At 62.4% G+C, this 20995-nt stretch carries 21 protein-coding genes; 14 read left to right on the forward strand and 7 right to left on the reverse strand.

Features of this window, described 5'->3' with window-relative positions; genetic code table 11:
- The first annotated feature begins 1 nt into the window (after window position 1).
- Both THIARS_RS02930 and THIARS_RS02935 read left to right on the forward strand, forming a co-directional pair.
- Entirely contained in the window at window positions 2-967 is a 966-nt protein-coding gene (locus THIARS_RS02930) for a Gfo/Idh/MocA family oxidoreductase (protein ID WP_094159394.1), read from the forward strand.
- 47 nt (window positions 968-1014) lie between these two features.
- Entirely contained in the window at window positions 1015-2028 is a 1014-nt protein-coding gene (locus THIARS_RS02935) for an aldo/keto reductase (RefSeq protein WP_094159395.1), read from the forward strand.
- Between the two features lie 54 nt (window positions 2029-2082).
- Here THIARS_RS02935 and THIARS_RS18505 read toward each other — a convergent pair whose 3' ends face one another.
- Window positions 2083-2229: a hypothetical protein gene (locus tag THIARS_RS18505; protein ID WP_186436636.1), complete on the reverse strand. Its 147-nt coding sequence runs from the start codon at window positions 2227-2229 to the stop codon at window positions 2083-2085.
- A gap of 353 nt (window positions 2230-2582) precedes the next feature.
- On the opposite strand from THIARS_RS18505, the gene THIARS_RS02940 reads away from it, so the two are divergent.
- The 3 genes from THIARS_RS02940 (at window position 2583) to THIARS_RS02950 (ending at window position 9681) form a co-directional block, all read left to right on the forward strand.
- Entirely contained in the window at window positions 2583-3356 is a 774-nt protein-coding gene (locus tag THIARS_RS02940) for a hypothetical protein (protein WP_141202326.1), read from the forward strand.
- A gap of 269 nt (window positions 3357-3625) precedes the next feature.
- A complete protein-coding gene (locus THIARS_RS02945) occupies window positions 3626-6448 on the forward strand; it encodes a sensor domain-containing diguanylate cyclase (protein WP_141202327.1) in 2823 nt (940 codons plus the stop codon).
- A complete protein-coding gene (locus THIARS_RS02950) occupies window positions 6433-9681 on the forward strand; it encodes a bifunctional diguanylate cyclase/phosphodiesterase (protein WP_094159398.1) in 3249 nt (1082 codons plus the stop codon). Before THIARS_RS02945 ends, THIARS_RS02950 begins: the two co-directional genes overlap by 16 nt.
- A 60-nt stretch (window positions 9682-9741) precedes the next feature.
- Here the strand turns inward: THIARS_RS02950 and THIARS_RS18510 are convergent, their stop codons facing one another.
- The 6 genes from THIARS_RS18510 to THIARS_RS02975 form a co-directional block, all read right to left on the reverse strand.
- Window positions 9742-9885, reverse strand: a complete 144-nt coding sequence (locus tag THIARS_RS18510; RefSeq protein WP_186436637.1) for a DUF262 domain-containing protein — start codon at window positions 9883-9885, stop codon at window positions 9742-9744.
- A 3-nt stretch (window positions 9886-9888) separates the two neighbouring features.
- On the reverse strand, window positions 9889-10152 hold the full coding sequence (locus tag THIARS_RS18515) for a hypothetical protein (protein WP_186436544.1): 264 nt from the start codon (window positions 10150-10152) through the stop codon (window positions 9889-9891).
- A gap of 18 nt (window positions 10153-10170) precedes the next feature.
- Entirely contained in the window at window positions 10171-11352 is a 1182-nt protein-coding gene (locus tag THIARS_RS02960) for a HoxN/HupN/NixA family nickel/cobalt transporter (protein WP_094159400.1), read from the reverse strand.
- Between the two features lie 69 nt (window positions 11353-11421).
- A complete protein-coding gene (gene cybH / locus THIARS_RS02965; RefSeq protein ID WP_094159401.1) occupies window positions 11422-12141 on the reverse strand; it encodes a Ni/Fe-hydrogenase, b-type cytochrome subunit in 720 nt (239 codons plus the stop codon).
- Window positions 12142-12200: 59 nt separating this feature from the next.
- Window positions 12201-14018: a nickel-dependent hydrogenase large subunit gene (locus THIARS_RS02970; protein ID WP_094159402.1), complete on the reverse strand. Its 1818-nt coding sequence runs from the start codon at window positions 14016-14018 to the stop codon at window positions 12201-12203.
- A complete protein-coding gene (locus THIARS_RS02975) occupies window positions 14015-15115 on the reverse strand; it encodes a hydrogenase small subunit (RefSeq protein WP_094159403.1) in 1101 nt (366 codons plus the stop codon). The genes THIARS_RS02970 and THIARS_RS02975 overlap by 4 nt, the downstream gene beginning before the upstream one ends.
- A 439-nt stretch (window positions 15116-15554) precedes the next feature.
- Here THIARS_RS02975 and THIARS_RS02980 point away from each other — a divergent pair, with 439 nt between their 5' ends.
- From THIARS_RS02980 to hypB, 9 genes are read left to right on the forward strand one after another with little or no spacing between them, the layout of a single operon-like run.
- Entirely contained in the window at window positions 15555-16256 is a 702-nt protein-coding gene (locus THIARS_RS02980; protein ID WP_094159404.1) for a HyaD/HybD family hydrogenase maturation endopeptidase, read from the forward strand.
- Between the two features lie 2 nt (window positions 16257-16258).
- Window positions 16259-16576 carry a HypC/HybG/HupF family hydrogenase formation chaperone gene (locus tag THIARS_RS02985; RefSeq protein WP_094159405.1) on the forward strand — a complete coding sequence of 106 codons (318 nt, stop codon included), beginning with the start codon at window positions 16259-16261 and terminating at the stop codon, window positions 16574-16576.
- 23 nt (window positions 16577-16599) lie between these two features.
- The gene (locus THIARS_RS02990) at window positions 16600-17010 is read left to right on the forward strand and encodes a thioredoxin domain-containing protein (protein ID WP_094159406.1); all 411 of its coding nucleotides are present in this window, start codon (window positions 16600-16602) and stop codon (window positions 17008-17010) included.
- A 10-nt stretch (window positions 17011-17020) separates the two neighbouring features.
- Window positions 17021-17884 (forward strand): hydrogenase expression/formation protein, encoded by an 864-nt coding sequence (locus THIARS_RS02995; protein ID WP_094159407.1) that lies wholly within the window; start codon window positions 17021-17023, stop codon window positions 17882-17884.
- Window positions 17881-18102 (forward strand): rubredoxin, encoded by a 222-nt coding sequence (locus THIARS_RS03000; RefSeq protein WP_094159408.1) that lies wholly within the window; start codon window positions 17881-17883, stop codon window positions 18100-18102. Before THIARS_RS02995 ends, THIARS_RS03000 begins: the two co-directional genes overlap by 4 nt.
- On the forward strand, window positions 18099-18602 hold the full coding sequence (hybE, locus tag THIARS_RS03005; protein ID WP_186436545.1) for a [NiFe]-hydrogenase assembly chaperone HybE: 504 nt from the start codon (window positions 18099-18101) through the stop codon (window positions 18600-18602). Before THIARS_RS03000 ends, hybE begins: the two co-directional genes overlap by 4 nt.
- Before the next feature lie 8 nt (window positions 18603-18610).
- Complete coding sequence (locus tag THIARS_RS03010; RefSeq protein ID WP_094159410.1) at window positions 18611-19705, forward strand: nickel-dependent hydrogenase large subunit; 1095 nt, start codon at window positions 18611-18613, stop codon at window positions 19703-19705.
- Complete coding sequence (hypA, locus tag THIARS_RS03015) at window positions 19698-20039, forward strand: hydrogenase maturation nickel metallochaperone HypA (protein WP_094159411.1); 342 nt, start codon at window positions 19698-19700, stop codon at window positions 20037-20039. Before THIARS_RS03010 ends, hypA begins: the two co-directional genes overlap by 8 nt.
- A gap of 1 nt (window position 20040) precedes the next feature.
- A complete protein-coding gene (gene hypB, locus THIARS_RS03020) occupies window positions 20041-20988 on the forward strand; it encodes a hydrogenase nickel incorporation protein HypB (protein WP_094159412.1) in 948 nt (315 codons plus the stop codon).
- Window positions 20989-20995 lie beyond the last annotated feature (7 nt).

Consider the following 20995-nt stretch of genomic DNA (forward strand, 5'->3'; position numbering starts at 1 on the left):
CATGACGACCACCATCAAGGTTGCGCTGGCCGGAGCTGGCGCGTTCGGCATCAAACACCTCGAGGCCATCCGGCAGATCGAGGGCGTGGATGTCGTTTCGCTCATCGGACGCACCCTGGAGTCAACGCGCGAGGTCGCCGCGCGCTTCGACATCGCCCACGTGACGACCGAACTCGACGAAAGCCTCGCACGTCCAGACATCGACGCCGTGATCCTGTGCACCCCGACCCAGATCCATGCGTCCCAGGCCATCGCCTGCCTGAAGGCCGGCAAGCACGTGCAGGTGGAGATCCCACTGGCCGATTCGCTGGCCGACGCCGAAGCCGTCGTTCGCGCACAGAACGAGTCAGGGCGCGTCGCCATGGTCGGCCATACGCGGCGCTTCAACCCCAGCCATCAATGGATGCACAAGAGCATCGAAGCCGGCGAGCGCCGGATTCTGCAGATGGACGTGCAAACCTACTTTTTCCGCCGCAAGAATCTCAATGCGCTGGGACAGCCGCGCTCCTGGACCGACCATCTGCTGTGGCACCACGCTGCGCACACCGTGGATCTGTTCGCCTACCAGACAGGCGGCGAAATCATTGCAGCCAACGCTGTCCAGGGCCCCATCCATCCGGAACTGGGCATCGCGATGGACATGTCCATCCAACTCAAAAGCAGCACCGGAGCCATCTGCACGCTCTCGCTGTCATTCAACAACGACGGGCCTCTCGGCACGTTCTTCCGCTACATCTGCGACAACGGCACCTACATCGCGCGCTACGACGATTTGGTGGACGGCAAGGACAACAGCATCGACGTCGGCAAGGTCGACGTGTCGATGAATGGCATCGAACTCCAGGACCGCGAATTCTTCGCCGCCATCCAGGAGGGCCGCGAACCCAACGCTAGCGTCTCCAAGGTTCTACCCTGCTACCGTGTCCTCGCCATGCTGGAAAAACAACTGGCGGCGCAGCCCGCCTGAGAACACCGAGGCAGACACGAACCCGCACGCCGAGCGGCAATCGACGCATGACCAACACCACTTCTCCCACAAGCACGCCCAAACGCCGCATTGGCCCGTTCAACGTCACCGCCATCGGGCTGGGCTGCATGAACCTCAGCCATGCCTACGGCGTCCCGCCCTCGGCGGATGTTGCCGAGGCTTTGCTGCTGGCAGCGCTCGACCTCGGCGTCGATTATTTCGACACGGCAGCCCTCTACGGCTTCGGCGCCAACGAGGAACTCGTCGGCCGTGTGCTGTCGCCGCATCGTTCACGCTTCATGCTCGGTAGCAAGGGCGGCATGACCGGCGTGGACGGCAAGCGCGTCATCGACGGCCGCCCCGAAACCCTCAAGCGCAATTGCGAGGACAGCCTGCGCCGTTTGCGTACCGATGTGATCGACCTGTATTACCTGCACCGCTGGGACAAGCGGGTGCCGATCGAGGACAGCGTGGGCGCCATGGCTGACCTCGTGCGCGAAGGCAAGGTCCGAACCCTCGGTCTGTCCGAGGTTTCAGCTGACACCCTGCGCCGCGCGCATGCCGTACACCCGATCACGGCGCTGCAGAACGAATACTCGTTATGGACGCGCAATCCCGAAATCGCATCGCTGGACGCCTGCAGGAGTCTCGGCGTGGCCTTCGTCGCCTTCAGTCCGCTCGGCCGCGGATTCCTGTCTGGCAAGCTGCGTGATGTCTCCAGCTTCGAACCGAAGGACATTCGCCGCACCATGCCGCGCTTTGAACCCAGCCACTACGCTGCCAACCTGAAGCTTCTGGACGCCTATGCGTCGGTCGCCCAGGAAGTCGGCTGCACCCAGGCCCAACTGGCCTTGGCCTGGCTGCTGGCCAAGGGCGAGCACATCGTGCCCATTCCAGGCACGACCAGCGTGGCCCATTTGCGCGAAGACATGGCGGCGCTGCGTGTCAGCCTCGACGCCGACATCGTCGATCGGCTCGATACGCTGATCAACCAGAACAGGGTGAGCGGCTCACGCTACAACGCGGCGACTCAAACCGAGATCGACACCGAAGAGTTCTGAACCTGGGGGCTGTCATGCGCCAGCCCCCAGACAACGCTGCGTGAATGGCCACGCTTAGCCGGCGACGCCTTCCGCCATCTTCGAACCGACCCTCTCCGACTCGATCAGGCGGTCGAGAATACGTCTGGCCTGAACACCACCTCCTGCATCGATGTTCAGCTTGACGACTGTTCGTGGCGACAGCTGCTGTGCGGTGGCCATCGGGCACCGGCAGCATCGATTCCTCGAGTATCGGCTTGGCGGGTTCCTGCGCGATCAGCACTGCGCGGCGGGGGATGGGCCTGTGAAGTGATTGCGCTGGAGGCGTTGGCCGCGAACCCGCACATCATTTTGGAAGCCGTCCGGACGTCGGACTTGCTTGGGTCCCCACGTTCTCTTCTCTTGTCTACGGTCTCCGGCAGCGGCCAACCGGTCGGTGTAGGTGCGTGGATCTGGACATGCGCGCCCTGAATCGCCATGCATCGCGACATTGACAGAGTCATCTCAATAAATAACAATGATTCGCATTACTACAATGGAGGGCAAGAATGCGAGTCAAACGGTGGATCTGGACCTTGGCATGGATGGGCGGCTTGATGCTCGAGGCGCAGGCGCAGGCTCAGTCATGGCCGGTACAGCCTTGCGATGTGGACGACTACATCACCAAGGCCATCGGTATCGAGGAACCCTGGCTGGAAAACGCGGCCTATCTCTTTGCCCAGGCCAACACCAATGGCTCGCCACGGTCGTTGACGTTTTCCCCCGAGATCGAGGGCCAGTTCAGTGAGCGGGTGGGCATGGAACTTGACCTCCCGGCGTATACCGCCAACACGCCGCTCGGGAGTGGCCAGAGTGCCGTTGGCCCAGTCGCGGCTGGGCTGAAGTTGGCTGCTTTGCATACTTGTGATCTGACTGAAGGTCGCGCCAGCCTGCTGACGGCAGAGGTGGAAGGCCAGTATTGGGCCAACCCGCGCCCGAGCGTGCTGCCAGGCCAAGGCAATGCGGTCACTGCACAGGTGATGTGGGCGCAGCTCTGGTATCCCTGGTTCACCCAGGGGGAGGCTGGCTATACCCAACGCATCGGGGCGGGCATCACCAGCGGCTGGTTCGTCAATACGAGCCTAGGACATGCCATAGGGGCAGCCTATGCTGCGCAACTAGAGGTGGAAGTCGACAACCAGTTGACCCTGGACAACGGGCAGCGGGGATTGGAGGGAAGTGTGATGCCTCAGTTTGCCTACCACCTCACGCAACAGTGGCTGCTGGCCATCGGTGAGCAAGCGTCTTTCCAACAAGGCACATCGCATCCGCAATGGTCAACTTGGTTGATGACCGAACGGGATTTCTAACACGCCTTGAACCCGCGCGACTATTGACCGCCAGCTTCGCCTTCTGCTTCGCGACGAAGGCGTCCGGGTCCGCCCGCAGATTCAGCATGTCCGCATACGCGCAGATTTCGGCGTCGAGCTCATCCCAGTTGTTGACCAGATGGTCGCAATAGTCGTCGTACTGGGCACTGTTCTCGGCGTAGAGATCGCCCGAATGCGTGAATTTGTTCACGCATTCGGGCGATCTCTAGCTCTCGCGTTCTTGCTTTCCGAGGAGCTTTCAACCTAGATTGCAACCACTTCAGAATGCCGGCGCATGGCTCGATGAGGCCCCAACCTTCCCATCCCGAGATTGGGGCAAGGTCATTCATGCGCACCCTCCCATGCTCCTCATGGACGCCACCCGTCAAAGAACGCCACACCAAAGCCGCAACGCATTCTGGTCTTTCGTGTCCATGGGGTTCATCGTCTGGTCAACCGCCGCGTTTGGGTACGGTTTTCAGAGCTGGCGTGCTGTTGCGGACCAGGTGTGGCTGCAACTCGACGCCACCTCGGTGCTGGCCAAATCCGTCACCCAGCAGAACCTGAAACAATATTTTCGCGGATTCAATTTCCTGGATCATCACCTCAAGGCAGATGCTCCGGCTTTTGAGCACGCCGACCCACAGGCGATCTTCGCCTTGCTGCGGCAGTTCCGCCGGATGTATCCGGATTTCGATGTCATCGACGTCATCCTGCCGGACGGTCAGGTCGTGGCCGATGCATCCAAGCAAGATCAGCGTGCAGTCCAGCCCATCACCGAAGCCTATTTGCGCGAGCTGCGCCAGCGCCAGGACTTACATACGACCTTTCCCAAAGATGCCGCGTCGGCCGCTGGCTTGGCTGTCGTCCGCTTGGGTTTCGCGCAGCGCAGTGCAAGCGGCGCCATTGCGTACGACCTCGTCGCCGACATCGATCTACACCGACAGATCGTGAGCTGGCTGCGTCCGGAACTGGCCTCGGACATGGCGCGACACCTGCAGATGGGCCTGGTCACCCGACAGGGCGATCTCCTGGGGCTGTGGCCCGAGCCCACCGGGCCGACGATCTACGCCGCACGCCTTGCTGCCTGGTTTAGGCTCCATGCCTTGTCTCCATCCCCGAGGCATCCGCTGGTGGTAACGCCCGCGCATGGCGTCGGCCCGATCTATGTGGATGACTCCGGCACGGACCGCATAGCTTGGAGTGCCCTTGCTCCGCTGAAGGGGGTGCCCCTCGAGACCTTCGTGTCCGTTCCGCGTGCGACAGTCTGGGATGCCTGGTGGCAGCAGGTGCGTCTGCCCTTGCTGGAATGGGCGCTACTGGGTGTGCTCCTCGCACTGATGGCCTTGCGCCTGAACAAGCTCCAGCGGCTGGAGCGTCAACGCACCTTGCGCCTGGAGCAAGCAGAACGCACGGCACGCCAATCATCGCTGTTCTATGCCGCCCTGGCCCAGACGACTCAGGCACTGATGGGGCATAAGGCGGGTGATGTGTCGGCCACATTCCAAGATCTGGCGACCAGCCTTTGCGTCTTGTTGCAAGCACGCCTCGTCTGCGTGGGACGATTACCTCCGGAGCGGAGTTGGGTCGATATGGCCGCCTGCGCAGGCCCCGCCAGCGACTTCGCCCAACACTTGCAGCGCAACATCGACGGCAATCGTCCGGAAGGCTGGAATCCTGGCAGCCAGGCCATCACGACAGGAAAGCCCCAACATGCCACGATCGAGTCCCCGGAGTTCGCCCCCTGGCGACAGCGTGCGCAAGCCTGCGGGATTGCAGGCGTTCTGTCGGCCGCTGCAGGGACTCAGTGTGGAGAGGCCGTTCTCGTCTGCGCGTATTACTCCAGCGAAAGCGTGATAGGCCCGGAGGCGGGCCAAGTCTTCCAGCGCATGGCCGACGCCTTTGCCGAATGCATCGACCGGCAAGCGAATATCGTCAAGTTGGAACGCATCGAGCGTTACCGCTCGGCGCGGCGCAAGATCCAGCGCGGTTTGCTGGAAGCCACCGAGGCAGCGGGCGTGTATAGGATCCTTGCGCAAACGCTGGCCGCGGAGACAGGAGCCGACGTCGTCGAAGTCTTCGCTCCCGAAGGGGACATGCTCAAGCGCCGCGTCATTGCCGGGCCCCTTGAGCAGGCGCTGAGTCATTTGACGGACGTGTCGCTGCAAGCGCTTGCCAGGGGAGAAGGCGCTTACATGCGCGCGCGTGTCTGGAACGCGCGCGCTCCCGTCCTCATTCAGACCCCGTCGGCCGATCCCAAGTTGTCGCCACGCTGGCGTGAACCGGCCCTGTGTGACATGGGTCTGCTCGCGGGCTGGCCCATCTTGGCGGTTGACTCTGGAGAGCCGATGGGTGTGGTCATTCTGGTGGCCCGAGATCCGCACGCCATCGACGAGGAACTCCAGCATCTGGTCACCAACATCCTGGAGAGTGCGGCTATTGCTCTGCGCCAGGTGCGCGACCGTCAGCGGATTGAAACGTTGGCCTTAACGGACGCCCTGACGGGGCTACCCAACCGCCGATCCATCCTGGAGCACATTCCTCAAGCTCTTGCCCGGGCGCGAAACCGCCATAGGCAAATGGCCATCGGTATTTTGGATCTGGACGATTTCAAGACCATCAATGACACCTGGGGCCATGCCGCCGGTGATGCGTTGCTCTGCGAAGTGAGTCGGCGCTTGCAGATCACGCTACGGGGTGCCGATGCGATCGCAAGGCTCGGTGGCGATGAGTTTGTCGTTGTCCTTGAAGATCTCGTAGGCCCCCATGACCTTTCAATGGTGCTGGACCGTCTGGAAACCGAGCTGACGGCGCCGTACACGCTGCCCGGGGGACAATCGACCCCCATGCGGATCAGCCTGGGGCTGACGATTTACCCTTCGGATGACTCCACGCCCGATCTCTTGCTCGGTCATGCCGATGAGGCGCTTTATGACGTCAAAGCGCGCAAAGGTTCACGTCGATGCGGTTGGCAGCTCTGGAATCCGGGCGCGTCATCCGACGACCACAGCGACCGCTGCCCCGCTGCCCATGACGGCCCGGCGCATGACTCGCTGAACCTCGAAAACGATACAGCATGCAACGCAACTTGAACATCAACCTCGACAGGTATCTCGATATCAGTGTTTTGCTCATCGCTGCACTTGCGGCGTCAGTGACGCTGCTCAGACTTCCCGAGTACCAAGCCGGCCTCATTCGCACTCAGGAATTCCTGCCAACGCCGGTTGTGTTCCTTGTCTTCGCAGGCATTGTGATGGCGCTCTTCAGCCGATTCGCTTGGTTGCGCCGGCTTCTGCGGGAACGCATGGATCGCAAAATTCTGGTCGCCGCAGGGCTGGCGCTGGTGTTTGCAGGGGTCGGCTCTGGATTGCTGGCGACGACCCTCATGGGAAGGCACGCCCAGCGCGTCCTGAGAACACGTTTGCGACACGACAATGACCGGCTTGCACTCACACTGAGCCGAGAGATACGCAATCGCGGTCAGGACGTCGCCGCGTTAGCGGAAGATCAGCGCGTCATGAGCCTTCTGGATGCTTCGTCAGGCATCGACTCACAACGCAGCGGGCTCGAGGACGCCGTGGAAGATCGCGCTCAGCAAATTTCCCCTGAATGGCTTGTCCTGCGCAATGTCCAAGGGCAGATTGTGTATCGGATCGGGCGTTTCACGGCGACCGATGCCGGGTTGCCCGTGCAGTGGCCGTATCCGGGCCAGGCATGGCTGCTGCGCGACCCGCATAGTTTGCAGTTCATCGTTCGCGTCCTCATGCCGATCCGCAAGAACGGACGTGTTTTGGGCCATCTTGAAGCGGTACTGCCCCTGCAGTCCGATTACTTTTCCGAGCTTGCGCTCCATGAGAACGATCCAGGGCATACGGTTGTGGTCTGCGCCCGGCAGCAGGGTGGAGCATTGTGTTTGCCGGGCCATGCGAATGAACACCCCCAGTTTATGACTGAGCCCCAACGACCAACAGACGCTCCCGAGTTCATGGCCTTGCACGCCGAACATGGAGTGGTGATCCGCCCGACGCGCCGTCAAAACGGGAACGAGGACGCGATGATCGTGGCCTATGCCCCGGTGGGTAGCACTGGACTGGGCATGGTCAGTCAGATATCCGCAAGAGAATTGTTTAGTTCCTTGATCACGACCTCCCGCACGGTGCTCTTGCTGATCCCTGTCTTGTTGTTGGCGGGGCTGGCATTCCTGCGCTGGCAACTGCGTCCGATGGTGCGCCGGCTGCATGACAGCCAACAACGCGTGCGCATCGGTCTCGATTATTCCGGCGTGGGCATGGCGATCTTTGGGCGGGACGGACGCATCCTGGAAGCCAATGGCGCCCTGGTCGACATACTTGGATACTCCGAAGAGGAGTTGCGCCGACTGCCCAGTGTTTTGAGTCTGCTTCATCCCGAAGATCTGGAGCAAGCCACCAGGAGTGTGGCCGATATCTTTACGGATCTAAGCGGCGCCTACTGCGCGCAGCGCCGCTATCGCCGCAAGTCCGGCGATTTTATTTGGGTACGTCTGCATGTCGCCCCGGTTCTTGGCGAGCGCGGCAGCGTGACCATGGCCATTGCGTTCGTTCAGGACGTCAGTGAACTCCTGGCCAAGGCTGATGCTTTACGCCGCAGCCATACCTTCTTGCAAGCGGTTTTGGACAACATGACCGACGGCGTGGTGGCTTGCGATGAGCAGGGCCAAATTCAATATACAAACGCCCTCATTGATTGCCAGCGTGAGCCTACCGAACGTCCGATGGACCTTGACGAGTGGGCCCGCGACCACGCGCTGCTCCACCCGAATCGACGCCCAGCTTCGTTCGCGGAGCGGCCACTGTCGCGAGCCTTTCGGGGTGAGGTTGTTGCTGGAGCCGAGTTCCTGGCGTACAGCGGGACAGGCGAGTTACGGCAGATCCAGATCTCCAGCTATCCCTTGCACGATGCGCAGCAGACTTTCATGGGGGCGGTGGCCATTTCGCGCGACCTGACGGAAATCCGGACTGCGCATGCGCATGCGCAATGGCTGGCCTATCACGACCCTTTGACCGAACTGCCCAATCGCAACAAACTCCTGGAGCACACGGAACATGCGATAGCCAGGGCTCGCCGAACCAGGAAAGAAATAGTGTTGTTCATACTCGAAATCAACCGTTTCAAGGCAATCAACGACACCTTGGGACATATGGTCGGAGACCAGGTTCTGGTTCAAGTGGCGGCACGGTTGCGTTCAAGCCTGCGTGGCGCCGAGACGCTGGGGCATGTCGGCGATGACGAGTTCGCGGTGGTCTCGGAGCACATGCCCAATATGCAGGCCGTCACCGAGCGCGCGGAGCAGTTGCGCCAAGCGCTCAAGGCCCCGCTGCTGTTGGGGACGAAAGAGATCCACGTCAGCGCCAGCATGGGCATCGCTCGCTACCCCGCCGACGGCGACGATGTCAGTGCACTGTTCAGTCGCGCCGACATCGCCATGCACGAGGCCAAGAAAAAGGGGGCCGGACAATGGGCACTGTATGAACGGGGTTTGTATGCGCGCCAGCGTCAGATGTTCGAGATGGAGGGGGGCCTGCGCAAGGCGCTGGATGCGACGGAATTCGTTCCTTATTACCAACCCAAGGTCGACGTCGCCACGGGGCGGATTGTCGGGGCCGAAGCACTGCTGCGGTGGAAACATCCTGAACAAGGGCTTGTGGCGCCAGCCGAGTTCATCCCAATTCTCGAGGACACCGGGCTGATCGTTCCAGTGGGCACATGGTTGCTCAACACGGTGTGCGCGCAGCAAGCGCATTGGCGGAAAGATGGCATCTCGATCGTCCCCGTTGCGGTGAACTGTGCCGTGGCGCAGTTGCAAAACGATGGTGTTCTCGGTGTCGTCCAAGATGCCCTTGCCGCGCACGCGTTGGATCCCAGAATGCTGGAACTCGAAATCACCGAGAGTGTCCTGATGCAAGCGCCCGAACGTGTTGCGGCATTGATCGCGCAATTGAGGGTGATGGGTGTGGATACGGCGATCGACGACTTCGGTACGGGTTATTCGTCACTGGCCTACCTTAAACGTCTGCCGGCCTCCGCTCTCAAAATTGATCGCGCCTTCATCAAAGATTTGCCGAATGACGCTGAAGATATCGCGATCACCAAGGCTGTGCTCTTGCTGGCAAGGGAGTTGGGGTTGCGTGTTGTGGCCGAAGGTGTGGAAACCGCAGAGCAGTTGGAATTTCTGCGGTCCCATGGTTGTGACGCCTACCAAGGCTACTTCTGCAGCCGGCCTGTGCCAGCGGATGAATTTGCGTCGTTGCTCCGTAAGCAGGATCGTCTGATTTCCATGTCCTGACCTATCAAGACGACATCGGCAGTTTGGTTCGGCTGCAATTTTTTATTATTGATCCGGCCCTCAAACAGTGTCATGCGGCGTACTTGACGAACACAGAGCGATCTGCGGGTTCTCCCGCCACGAATATTGGCGCTGATAAAGCGGAATCAGATAGCGACGCTTGCCATCGAACAGGTCGATGATTGATCGGGTGAATGGCTTCATGACTTACAGGCATGCCTTCTGTGTTGGCGCCGATGCCCAAAAAACGGGCAGGGTAGGTCGAACACCCTGGTCAATTTTCAATCGGCATCCCGCAATCGCGCTGGTCAATATTGATCGGCGCGCACACTGAACGACGGCATCCTCGATTTGGTTGTCGGCCTTTACCTCGACAATCACGTACTTCGGGCTGCCATCTGGCTCTTCGCGTTGGAAGATGAAGTCGAGGGACCCAATCTTGTCCGCCATCAGCACTCCGGACAGCTTCACCGATTTCTGCCGCCCAGGCTAGGCGCTTGTCGGATTTTTCGGGCCTTCGAACGCGGAGATGATCCTGTGGCTGTTCCCTTCGTCGTGGGCATGCTCGTGCGGGTGCAGCGTCGGCTCGGCAACCGCCTCGGTCGCTCGCCGCTTGCGGCCCAGTTCCCACGCGGTCAACGACGACAGCCATGCGACCAGAAACAGGCCGACGATCAGATAGCCCAGATCACCGAAGTCTAGGTTCACGATGCCGTCGGCCACTCTACCCTGCCAGCCGATGGCGGGGATGATCACCTGCAGCAACTCAATGCCACCCAGCGCGAAGGCGACCAGCACCGACAACAAGGTGGTGCTGATGTTGTAGAAAATTCGACGTAGCGGGTTGGCCAGCGCCCAGCCGTAGGCCTTGGTCATCAGAACACCGTCCGTGGTATCCATCGCGGACATCCCCGCGGTGAACAGAATAGGTAGCGACAGCACGGCCGGAACCGGTAGGTTGCCCGTGGCAGCGCCTGCGGTCATGGCCAGCAGGCCGATCTCGGACGCCGTATCGAACCCCAAGCCAAACAAGAACCCCACTGGATACATCTCCCAGCTTTGCTTGATGACCCGCTGCAACCGTCCGCCGAACAGCCGGTAGAACAAGCCGCGCTTGGCCAGCAAGGTATTCACGTGATGATGGTCGTGCGCCCCGCGTCGCGCTCCGTTCCATACCTTGAGCAGGTCGAGCAGGATCAACAGGTTGAGCGTCCCGATAATCACCAGGAAGATGCCGGACACGCCCGTACCCAGGACGCCGCCAATGTGCTGCATCTCCGGCATTTGAATCTTCATGGCGCTCACCATAGATGCGGTGAACACCGTCAGCAGGAAGACCACCGTGGAATGGCCCAGAGAAAAGAAAAAGCCGACGCCCAGGGGCTTGCGGCCCTCCTGCACGAGCAGCCGCACCGTGTCGTCGACAGCGGCGATATGGTCGGCATCGAAGGCGTGGCGCAACCCGAAGAGGTAGGCCGTCAGCCCCAGACCGATCATCGCCGGATAGCGCTCGGCGTAATAAAGGTAGAGCCCCCATCCGGCCAGGTGCAGCACGGCGATGAAGCCGTAGTAGCCGGCGAGCTGCACCCATTCATCTCGATCAAACCTCAAGGCACCCAGCCCGCGCGCATGTGGGCGGGGCGTCAGCACGGCTGTTGCGTCGTAGTTCATGCATCAATCCCTGAATGTCGGTCGTGTGACAGGACGGGTCAACATGAACTCCGCCCTGCGGAGAGTTACTCAGAACTCGTCACCCTTGACACGGCGTGTGTCCTTGAAGGTCCGCCAGCCGCTGATCATCGAACTGACGATGGACTGGCGCGACATGATGTCCTCACGAATAGCCACGTAGATGTGCACGAGGATGAATGTGATCAGGTACCACATCGCTAAATGGTGCGCGGTGCGCACAGCCTGGGGCTGTCCGAAGATCGGGGTGATCCATGAGGAAAACCAGTCATATTGCCATGAACCTTCCTGCGTTCCCTCACCGAATAGGGCGAGCCCGGTGAGGATGATGAAGATCGATCCCCACACAAACATGACGTGCATCGCCAGGATGGCGAGCGGGTTGTGCCCCGAATACTTGTTCGGCTCGCGGGCGAGAAACAGGTACCACTTAATCTCATGCCAAACACCGCGCCAGTACTCGCCCCTGAAGATGGGCGGCAGGAAGATCTCGCGGGCATGCAAATTGCCCGCGAAGGCCCAGTAAATGCGAAACAAAAAGCCAATGATGAAGATGTACGCTGCCGTGAAATGGGTGAACCGGATGTAGCCCATCAGGAAGTGGTCGTAGGGCTGGCCCGGCTGACTGGGCAACGGATGGCCGATAAAAAACCCTGTCACGCACAACGTCGCGATGGCGAAGAACTGGATCCAGTGCCATAGCCGGATCGGTGCCTCATAGACATACACCGCCGGCTCGACATGGGTTTGATGCGTGGACTGCGCGCTCATGCTTGTCTCCTGATTCGTCAATGGCGCGGGGCCCGGCCAAAGGCGCAGGCCCCGCTGCGTCAGCGCACCTTCACCCGGGTGAGTTCACTGCCGTCCTCGCTCATCACGTGAGTGGAGCAGGCCAGGCAGGGGTCGAAGCTGTGCAGGGTGCGCAAGATCTCGACCGGCTCGTCCGGACGCTCCATCTTGGTATTCATCAGGCTAGCCTCGAAAGCGCCAATGTTCCCCGCCGGATCGCGCGGCGATCCGTTCCAGGTGGTGGGCACCACCGCCTGGTAGTTCTCGATGCGACCGTCTTTGATGCGCACCCAGTGGCCCAGCGCGCCACGCGGGGCGGCGACGGTCGCAACACCTTTGGCCTCCCTGGGCCAGGTGCTCGGGTCCCACTTCTCCATGTTGGCGGTCGCCGTGTCGCCCGCCTTGATGTTGGCGATCAGGTCGTTCCAGTCGTCCACCATCATGTCGGCGCAATACTCCGCTTCCAGGGCGCGCGCCAAAGTGCGGCCGATCGTGGTCTGCAAGGCGGACTTTGCGTCCAAATTCGTGCCGGCAAGTTGGTTGAAGAACGCCACACTGCGGTCCACCTGTTCGCGTTGATGCGGGAACTTCTTGGCGTACGCCAGCGTATAGCGAGACAGCGGCCCAACCTCCACCGCATGACCTTTCCAGCGTGGCGCCTTAATCCATGAGTACTTGGCCGACTCGTCGATCTCCTGAATATTGGTCTTGGTGCCTTTGGTGTTGGGGCCGAGCTCGAACTTCGGCTCGGTCACGCCGTCCCATGGATGGAGCCCCTTGTTCTCCTGCCCCGGGTAGGTGTACCAGGAGTGGGTCACGAACTCCTGGACCTGGGTCGGATCGCGCGGATCGACCTCGAACACCTCATCCCAGTTGCCGTTGAGAATGACACCGCCCGGCATCTGGTCGGTTGACTTGTCGTATGGCACCTTGGCATAGTCTCCGTAGTCCATCACGCTCTTGGCTCCCAGTCCACCGCCGTACAGCCAGTCCTTGTAGAAGCTGGCGATGGCAATCACGTCGGGCACGTAGACGTTCTTGCAGAAGTCCACCATCTCGTGGATGCGGCTGCGCACGAACTCAAGGCGCTCCATATTCAATGGAGCGCCGGCGGCGAGGTCGCCGTCCATATTGATGGCGCAGGGCACGCCGCCCACTAGGTAGTTGGGGTGTGGGTTTTTGCCGCCAAAGATGGTGTGCACCTTCACAAACTCACGCTGCATGTCCAGCGCTTCGAGGTAATGTGTGACACCCATCAGATCGGCCTCGGGCGACAGCTTGTAGGCCGGGTTGCTCCAGTAGCCATTCTTGAACGGCCCAAGCTGGCCCGAGTCCACGAACTTCTTGATGCGCGACTGAATGTCTCGGAAGTAGCCGGGGCTGGATTGCGGATGGTTCGGCGACACCGTCTGCTGCAGCACCGACGTTGCCTTCGGGTCAGCTTTGAGGGCGTTCAAAGGGTTCACCCAGTCCAGCGCGTGCAGGTGATAGAAGTGCACCACGTGGTCGTGGACCTGCAGGGTCTTGGCCATCATCTCGCGAATGAGATAGGCGTTCTTTGGAATCTTGATATTTAGCGCGTCTTCGACCGCACGCACCGATGCCAGCGCGTGGCAGCCGGTACAGACGCCGCAAATGCGCTCCACGAAGGCCCAGACGTCGCGCGGGTCACGACCCTTGACGATCACTTCCAGGCCCCGCCACATGGTGCCGGTGGACACCGCGTTGCGAATCACGTTGTCCTGGTCGACGTTGACCTCGCAGCGCATGTGGCCCTCGATCCGGGTCACCGGATCGACCACCACGCGCCGTCCCGAGGTGTCCAGCGTGTAGCCGTTGGGGGTGGTCACCGTGCTCATTCGTTGTCTCCCTTGTGTTGCGTCTCGCTCTGCTTGCCGCTGCGCAGACGTTTCACTGCGCTGGCTACGGCGTGCACCGCCACGGCTCCGCCCACCACACCGGCGACAGCCGCTCCGATTTCATCGGCATTGGCTTCGACGCCGAAGGGCTTGATGTCGGTGAGGTGGGCGTACCAGGAGCCCTTGTCCCAGAAGCCGTCTTCCGAGCAACCGATGCAGCCGTGCCCCGACTGAATGGGGAACGACACGCCATCGTTCCAGCGTGTGGTGGAGCAGGCGTTATAGGTGGTCGGGCCCTTGCAGCCAACCTTGTAAAGACAGTAGCCCTTGCGCGCGTTCTCGTCGTCAAAAGTCTCGACGAACTGGCCCGCGTCGAAGTGCGGCCGGCGATAGCACTTGTCGTGTATGCGCTGGCTGTAGAACATCTTCGGCCTGCCCTGGCGATCCAGTTCGGGCATACGGTCGAAGGTAAGCATGTAGGTGATGACCGCCGTCATCACCTCGGCGATGGGCGGGCAACCCGGCACCTTGATGAGCGGCTTGTCGGTGATGACCTTGTGCACCGGCGTGGCACGGGTGGGGTTGGGCTTGGCCGCCTGCACACAGCCCCAGGAGGCGCAGGAACCCCAGGAGATGATGGCCTTGGCGTTGCTCGCCGCGTAGCGCAGTTTCTCCACGAAGGGCTGACCGGCGATGATGCAGTACATGCCGTCCTCATTCAGCGGCGGGTTGCCTTCCACCGCGAGGATGTAGTTGCCCTTGTATTTAGTTACAACCTCCTCGACGATGGCCTCGGCCTGGTGGCCGGCGGCTGCCATCAAGGTGTCGTCGTAGTCCAGCGAAATCATGGACAGAATCACATCCTTGGCCAACGGGTGCCCCGAGCGGATGAACGACTCCGAGCAACAGGTGCATTCCAGCCCGTGGAGCCAGAGAACTGGCAAGCGGGGTTTGTTCTCCATCGCGTAGGCGATTTCACTCGCGTATTGCGGGCCCAGGCCCAGCGCTGCCGCAGTCAGGCTGCAGTACTTGAGAAAACTGCGCCGTGAAATACCTTGGCGCCGCATGACTTCATAGAACGTTTCAGTGACCGGCATGGTCCGCCTCCTCATGACTTTGTGGCTTCACCGGAAGCCCTTTATGCAATCAGTCAACTGCAAGTCGTGTGCCAGTGCATTACCCCTAGATAAATCAAAGAATTAGCTGTGCAACACCCTAAATTTCATGGTTTACCCCAGGTCGCCGCATAGCCGGCGTCGATGTGGCGGTGGAAACCAGCTATCCGCTCCTGTCCTTCTGGCGACTATCGTCATTTCAGTGCATGCTTGGTTTCCATTGCAGTCGTATTTATGGAAACTTGTTTTGCAGTTTTTCCAGGCAGCGCTGGAAAGGCCGCGTCAGATCTGAATGCAATCAGGCACTTGGCGTGACCGGCGGAGGCTGGCATTGCATTTGCTGAGTTCAATGGAAAGCGCGTCCCGGCAGGCCGGTTTCCACCCCTGACCGCGGAGCAGCCAGACGCAAGGAGACAACGCCATGCTGGACAACCCGCCGTCGGTGCTCATCCTAGGCATCGGCAACCTGCTTTGGGCCGATGAAGGATTCGGAGTGCGTGCCGTGGAGTACCTGCACCACACCTACACCTTCGGTGACAACGTACGCCTGATGGACGGCGGCACGCAGGGCCTCTATCTCATCCACCACGTGCAGGACGCCGATGTCCTGCTGGTGTTCGACGCGGTCGACTACGGCCTGGAGCCCGGCTCCCTGCATTGCGTGATCGGCGACGACGTGCCCCGCTTCATGGGTGCGAAGAAGATGAGCCTGCACCAGACTGGCTTCCAGGAAGTGCTCATGACGGCCGAACTGCTGGGCTGCATGCCGCGCCACCTCGCGCTGGTCGGCGTGCAGCCCCACACTCTGGAGGACTTCGGCGGCAGCCTTACCCAGTTGGTCAAGGCGAAGATCGAGCCGGCTATCGCCGCAGGCCTGCGCTGGCTAGCCGGGCTTGGCGTGGAGGCCACCCGCCGCGACACGCCGCTGCCCGAGCCCGAACGGCTGGGCGCGCAGGCACTGGACCTCGCCCCCTACGAGGCCGGACGTCCCGACCCCGAGTCCGCGCCACGCACCGGCGACTTGCGGATACTTGCCGACCCGGACGTGCGCTTCGACCCCAAACCCCTGCCCGACGCTTGGCCGCGCCTGAGCGTTAACGTCGACAGCCGTCGCCCCTTTTGACCATGTGCATCGGCCGCCCCCTTCGCCTCGTCGAAATGTTTGAGTTCTCCGCCCTGTGCGCCGGACCCGATGGCGCCCAGGAATCCGTCGATATGACCCTCGTCGGCCCGCAGCCCGCGGGTACTTGGGTGCTGGTCTTCCTGGGCCATGCACGCAGCCTGCTCGAAACCGAAGAGGCCCTACGCATCCAGGACGCCCTCGTCGCACTGGAGGGCGTGATGCGCGGCGAGACTCCCAATATCGACCGCCTGTTTGCCGACCTCGTGAACCGCGAACCCGAACTGCCCGACCATCTGCGCGGCCCCGCCGCCCTGTCCTGAAAGGCTGAAAGGAACCCTTCCCAATGTCATCCCCACTGATCGACCGTCTGACCGACGAGCTCGGCTATCCGCGCGTGACCATAAAGACGCTCGATGCCGTGCTGCACGCAGCCGACAACGCCGTGCTGTTCTTCACCGCGGACCCTGCCAATACCCCCGAGGCCAACGACGTGGCCGTGGTGCTGCCCGAGTTGGTCAAGCATTTCAACGGACGCATTACGCCGGCCGTCGTCGCACGGGAAGACGAGCGCACCCTGCAGGCGATGTACGGCTTTGAACTGTGGCCTGCACTTGTTTTTCTCCGCAAGAACCAGTATCTCGGCACCATCTCCAAGATCCGGGACTGGACCGACTACCTGGAGCAAATTCAGGGCTTTCTCGACGCCGGCCCGGTGCGCCCGCCAGCCCCGCGCATTCCCATCATTCCCGCCTGAGCACACGACCATGCAGAAATCCATCGACATCCCCATCGTCACCATCGGCCCCGGCAGTCAGCCGGTGGAAGACGACACCCTCGAATACATGGCCATGCCCAAGGAGATGTACACGCACGACTCCATCTCCCTGCCCGAGCCCGAAGACCTGCGCCATAGGCACCGCATACGCGATTTGCTTGAGGACATGCTCGCCACCGCCCGCGCCTACGCGCCCGGCGAGGATGAGGCCATCGTCCACGACATCTCCCATCTCGACCCGGACGACCTCGCCTGCATCAACCAGATCCTCGGCGTGGGCGAAGTCAGCGTCACCATAGACCAGCTCGGCGGCGCCATCCTGGCGCAGGAAGCCGTGCTCACCGGCGTGTGGCGCGTTCGCCGAGTCGACGCTGCGCAAAACGTGCTGGACGACCGCATCGAGATCGCCGACGTACCGCAGGCGGTGCGCACCAGCAGCTTTGTCGCGCTATCTGAGAACCGGCTCGACCCCAACGCCGCGCCTATCCCCGGCGTACAGAATGCACCGGCGCTACTGAGCGAGATCGCGGATAAGATGGTCCGCTACACGCCCGGCGATCCCTCGCACGTCATCAATCTCACCCTGCTACCTCTCACCCGCGAAGACCTCATCTACCTCGGGACCGCCCTGGGCGTGGGCCCGGCCACCATCCTCTCGCGCGGCTACGGCAACTGCCGCATCGGCGCAACCCGCCTGCCCAACGTGTGGTGGGTCAAGTACTTCAACTCGCAGGACGCGCTGATCCTCAACACTATCGAGATCGTCGACGTGCCGGAAGTCGCCCTCGCCGCGCCGGAAGACTTCGCCGACACCGCCGACCGCCTGCGCGAAATCCTCACCCTGTTCCAATGAACACTTTCGAAGGCTCCTACATGGGCGACGCCTCTCGCCTACGCGACCACGCCTGTCTGGAGTGCCGCATCTGCTGGTACGTATACGACCCCACCGTGGGCGACCCGGTATGGCAAATTGCACCGGGCACCCCGTTCAGCCAACTGCCACAGCACTGGCGCTGCCCCGAATGCGACGGCGAGGCCATGCACTTCATGGTGGTGCAGGACGAACAATGAGCGCCAATGCCCACATCGGCCCCATCGGCCGTTCGCTGGAGAATGCATACAGTCACGTCCAGAACACGCACATGCTGGGCCTGCCCATCGTCAACCCCGCGCTGCGGGTCGAGGCCGTCGGCCTGCGTGAATGGGATGGGTTGTGCGTCGGCGTGATCGTCACCCCCTGGTGCATGAACGTGTTTGCCCTGTCGCTGCCCGGCGGGCGGGAACTGCCACCCGCCCAGGTTGGCACTACGCGGGCGATGGATCTACCCACCGGCAGCTACGGCCTGCTCACAGCCCATCTGCCGCAGGTCGGACACCACCTCACCGGCTCGCTCTTCTCGCCGATGGACGCATTCGTCAGCCAGGAGCAAGCCGTGGCCGCCGCACGCGACGCGCTCGCGCTAATGTTCGATACCGACACCGACGGCAAGCCCGCAGCAGCGCGACCCGAAGCGGCGCCCGCAGGTATCGCCTCGCGTCGCGGCTTCCTGCTCGGCCGCTCCTCGCGCTGAGCCACGCCATGCACGTCGCGCAACAGCATCTGCACATTCACATCGGGGCCACCGCCCCGGGCGGACGCACCGTGCGCATCGACAACCAACGCCCGCTGCAGGCCATGCGCCTCCTCGAAGGGCGCACCGCCGCCCAGGCCGTGCAGCTTCTGCCCCTGCTGTTCAGCCTGTGCGGGCACGCCCAGGTCGCCGCCGCGCGTGATGCTCTGCGAGATTCGCTACCGCCGATGAATGCCGCCCAGCGCCGCTCCCTGCATCGCCGTGTACAGATTGAAACCGTGCGCGAACACCTGCTGCATGTCCACCGCGATTGGGCGGCGCTCTGCGAGGTGCTGCCTCATCCCCCCAGCCTCGGCGAGATCGTCCGCCTTACCGACGCTGCGGCCGATGACTCTGCCGCGCTGCAGGCCCTGGTCGACTGGGTGGGCCAGAACACCCTGGGTCTACCTCCGTCCGAATTTCTCGAGTTCGACACGGTCGATGCGCTGCGTCACTGGGCTCGTGCGACCGAGGCCGCCGCGCCACGCGGACTGTGCACCCTATACGGGCGCGCCGCGTCGGTACGGGCCGTCGACCTACACGCGCTCGAATCCCTGCCACCCGGACAGCTGCGCGAGCCGCTTGAGGCCGATGCCGCGCTGCGCTTTGTGAGCCAGCCCACCCATGCCGGGACCTGCCTGGAAACCGGCCCGGCTGCCCGCCACCGCGGCCACCCCCTGGTCCAGGCCGCGGCCGGCTATGGCCTGCTCGCCCGCCTCGCCGCGCGACTGGTGGATCTGTGCGCTGTGCTCGTCGCCCTACAGCGGGGCGACAGCGCGCCTCCCGCTGCAGAGGCTGCCGGCCTGGGCTGGGTCGACAGCGCCCGCGGCCGGCTCTTCCACCATGCCGAGCTGGACGCGCAGCAGCGCATCGCGCGCTACCGTATCCTGGCGCCTACAGAATGGAATGCACACCCGCGCGGACTGGCCGCGCAACTGCTCGCCGGCATCGGCCATGGCACTCCAGCGACCACGCGCAGGCAGGCGCGACTGGTTCTCCAAGCCGTCGATCCTTGCGTGCAGGTTACCCTGCATCTCGCCATGCCGGAGCCCGCCCATGCATGAAATGTCGCTGTGCGAAAGCATCGTGCAAATCATCGAGGATCAGGCCCGCGCCCAGCAGTTCAGCAAGGTGCGGCGGGTGGTGCTCGATATTGGCGCGCTGTCGTCGGTGGACGTGGGCGCGCTGCGATTCTGCTTCGACGTGGTCGCCGCGCACGGCGTGGCGCAAGGTGCCGCGCTGGACATTCACACGTCACCCGCGCAGGCTTGGTGCATGCCCTGCGCCACGCGGGTGGACGTCACCCGACGCGCCGATCCCTGTCCGCTCTGCGGCAACCACCAAGTGGTGGTCGAGGGTGGCGACGCCATGCGCATCAAGGAACTGGAGGTCGACTGATATGTGTACCGTTTGCGGTTGTTCCGAGGGCGAAGCCCGGGTCAGCGGTCAGGCCCTCGCCGGCACCGGTGCTGTGCATCACCCGCATCATCATCACGATCACGACGGCCATGGCCACGATCACGACCATCCGCACGATCATGCCCAGGACCATCATGACCACACCCACGCGGTCAAGGGGATGGCGGGCGGAGCCAACCACCACTACGGCAACGGCCCCGCTGGCGCCCACGCGCCGGGGCTGAGCCAATCGCGCATGGTGCAAATCGAGCAGGACATTCTGAGCAAGAACGACAGCTACGCCCGCGACAACCGACGGCTGTTCCAGCAACGCGGCATCCTCGCTCTGAATCTCGTCTCCAGCCCTGGGTCCGGAAAGACCACGCTGCTCACCCGCACCCTCACCCACTTGCGCGGCGAGTTCGGTCTCGCGGTGATCGAGGGTGACCAGGAAACCTCGCTCGACGCTGAGCGCATCCGTGCGACCGGTGTGCCCAGCGTGCAGGTCAATACCGGCAAGGGCTGCCACCTGGATGCGCATATGGTCGGCCACGCCATCTCCGAACTCGACCCGCAGCAGGGATCGGTACTATTCATCGAGAATGTGGGCAACTTAGTCTGCCCCGCCGCGTTCGACCTTGGCGAGGCGCACAAGGTGGCCATCCTCTCGGTGACCGAGGGCGAGGACAAGCCGCTGAAATACCCAGACATGTTCCACGCCGCTGACGTCATGCTGATCAACAAGATCGACCTCCTCCCCCACCTGGATTTCGACGTCGAGCGCTGCATCGACGCCGCGTTGCAGATCAATCCTGATCTGCAGATCCTGCTGATCTCGGCGCGCAACGGCGAGGGGCTGGACGCATGGCACGAATGGCTGCGCCTGTCGCGCCGTACCCGCCTGATCGGCCGCCCGCTGCCTCTGCGTGCCGACGCCCCCACCGCTTGAACCGGCC

The organism is Thiomonas delicata (assembly GCF_900088825.1).
GTDB classification, from domain to species: Bacteria; Pseudomonadota; Gammaproteobacteria; order Burkholderiales; family Burkholderiaceae_C; genus Thiomonas_A; species Thiomonas_A delicata.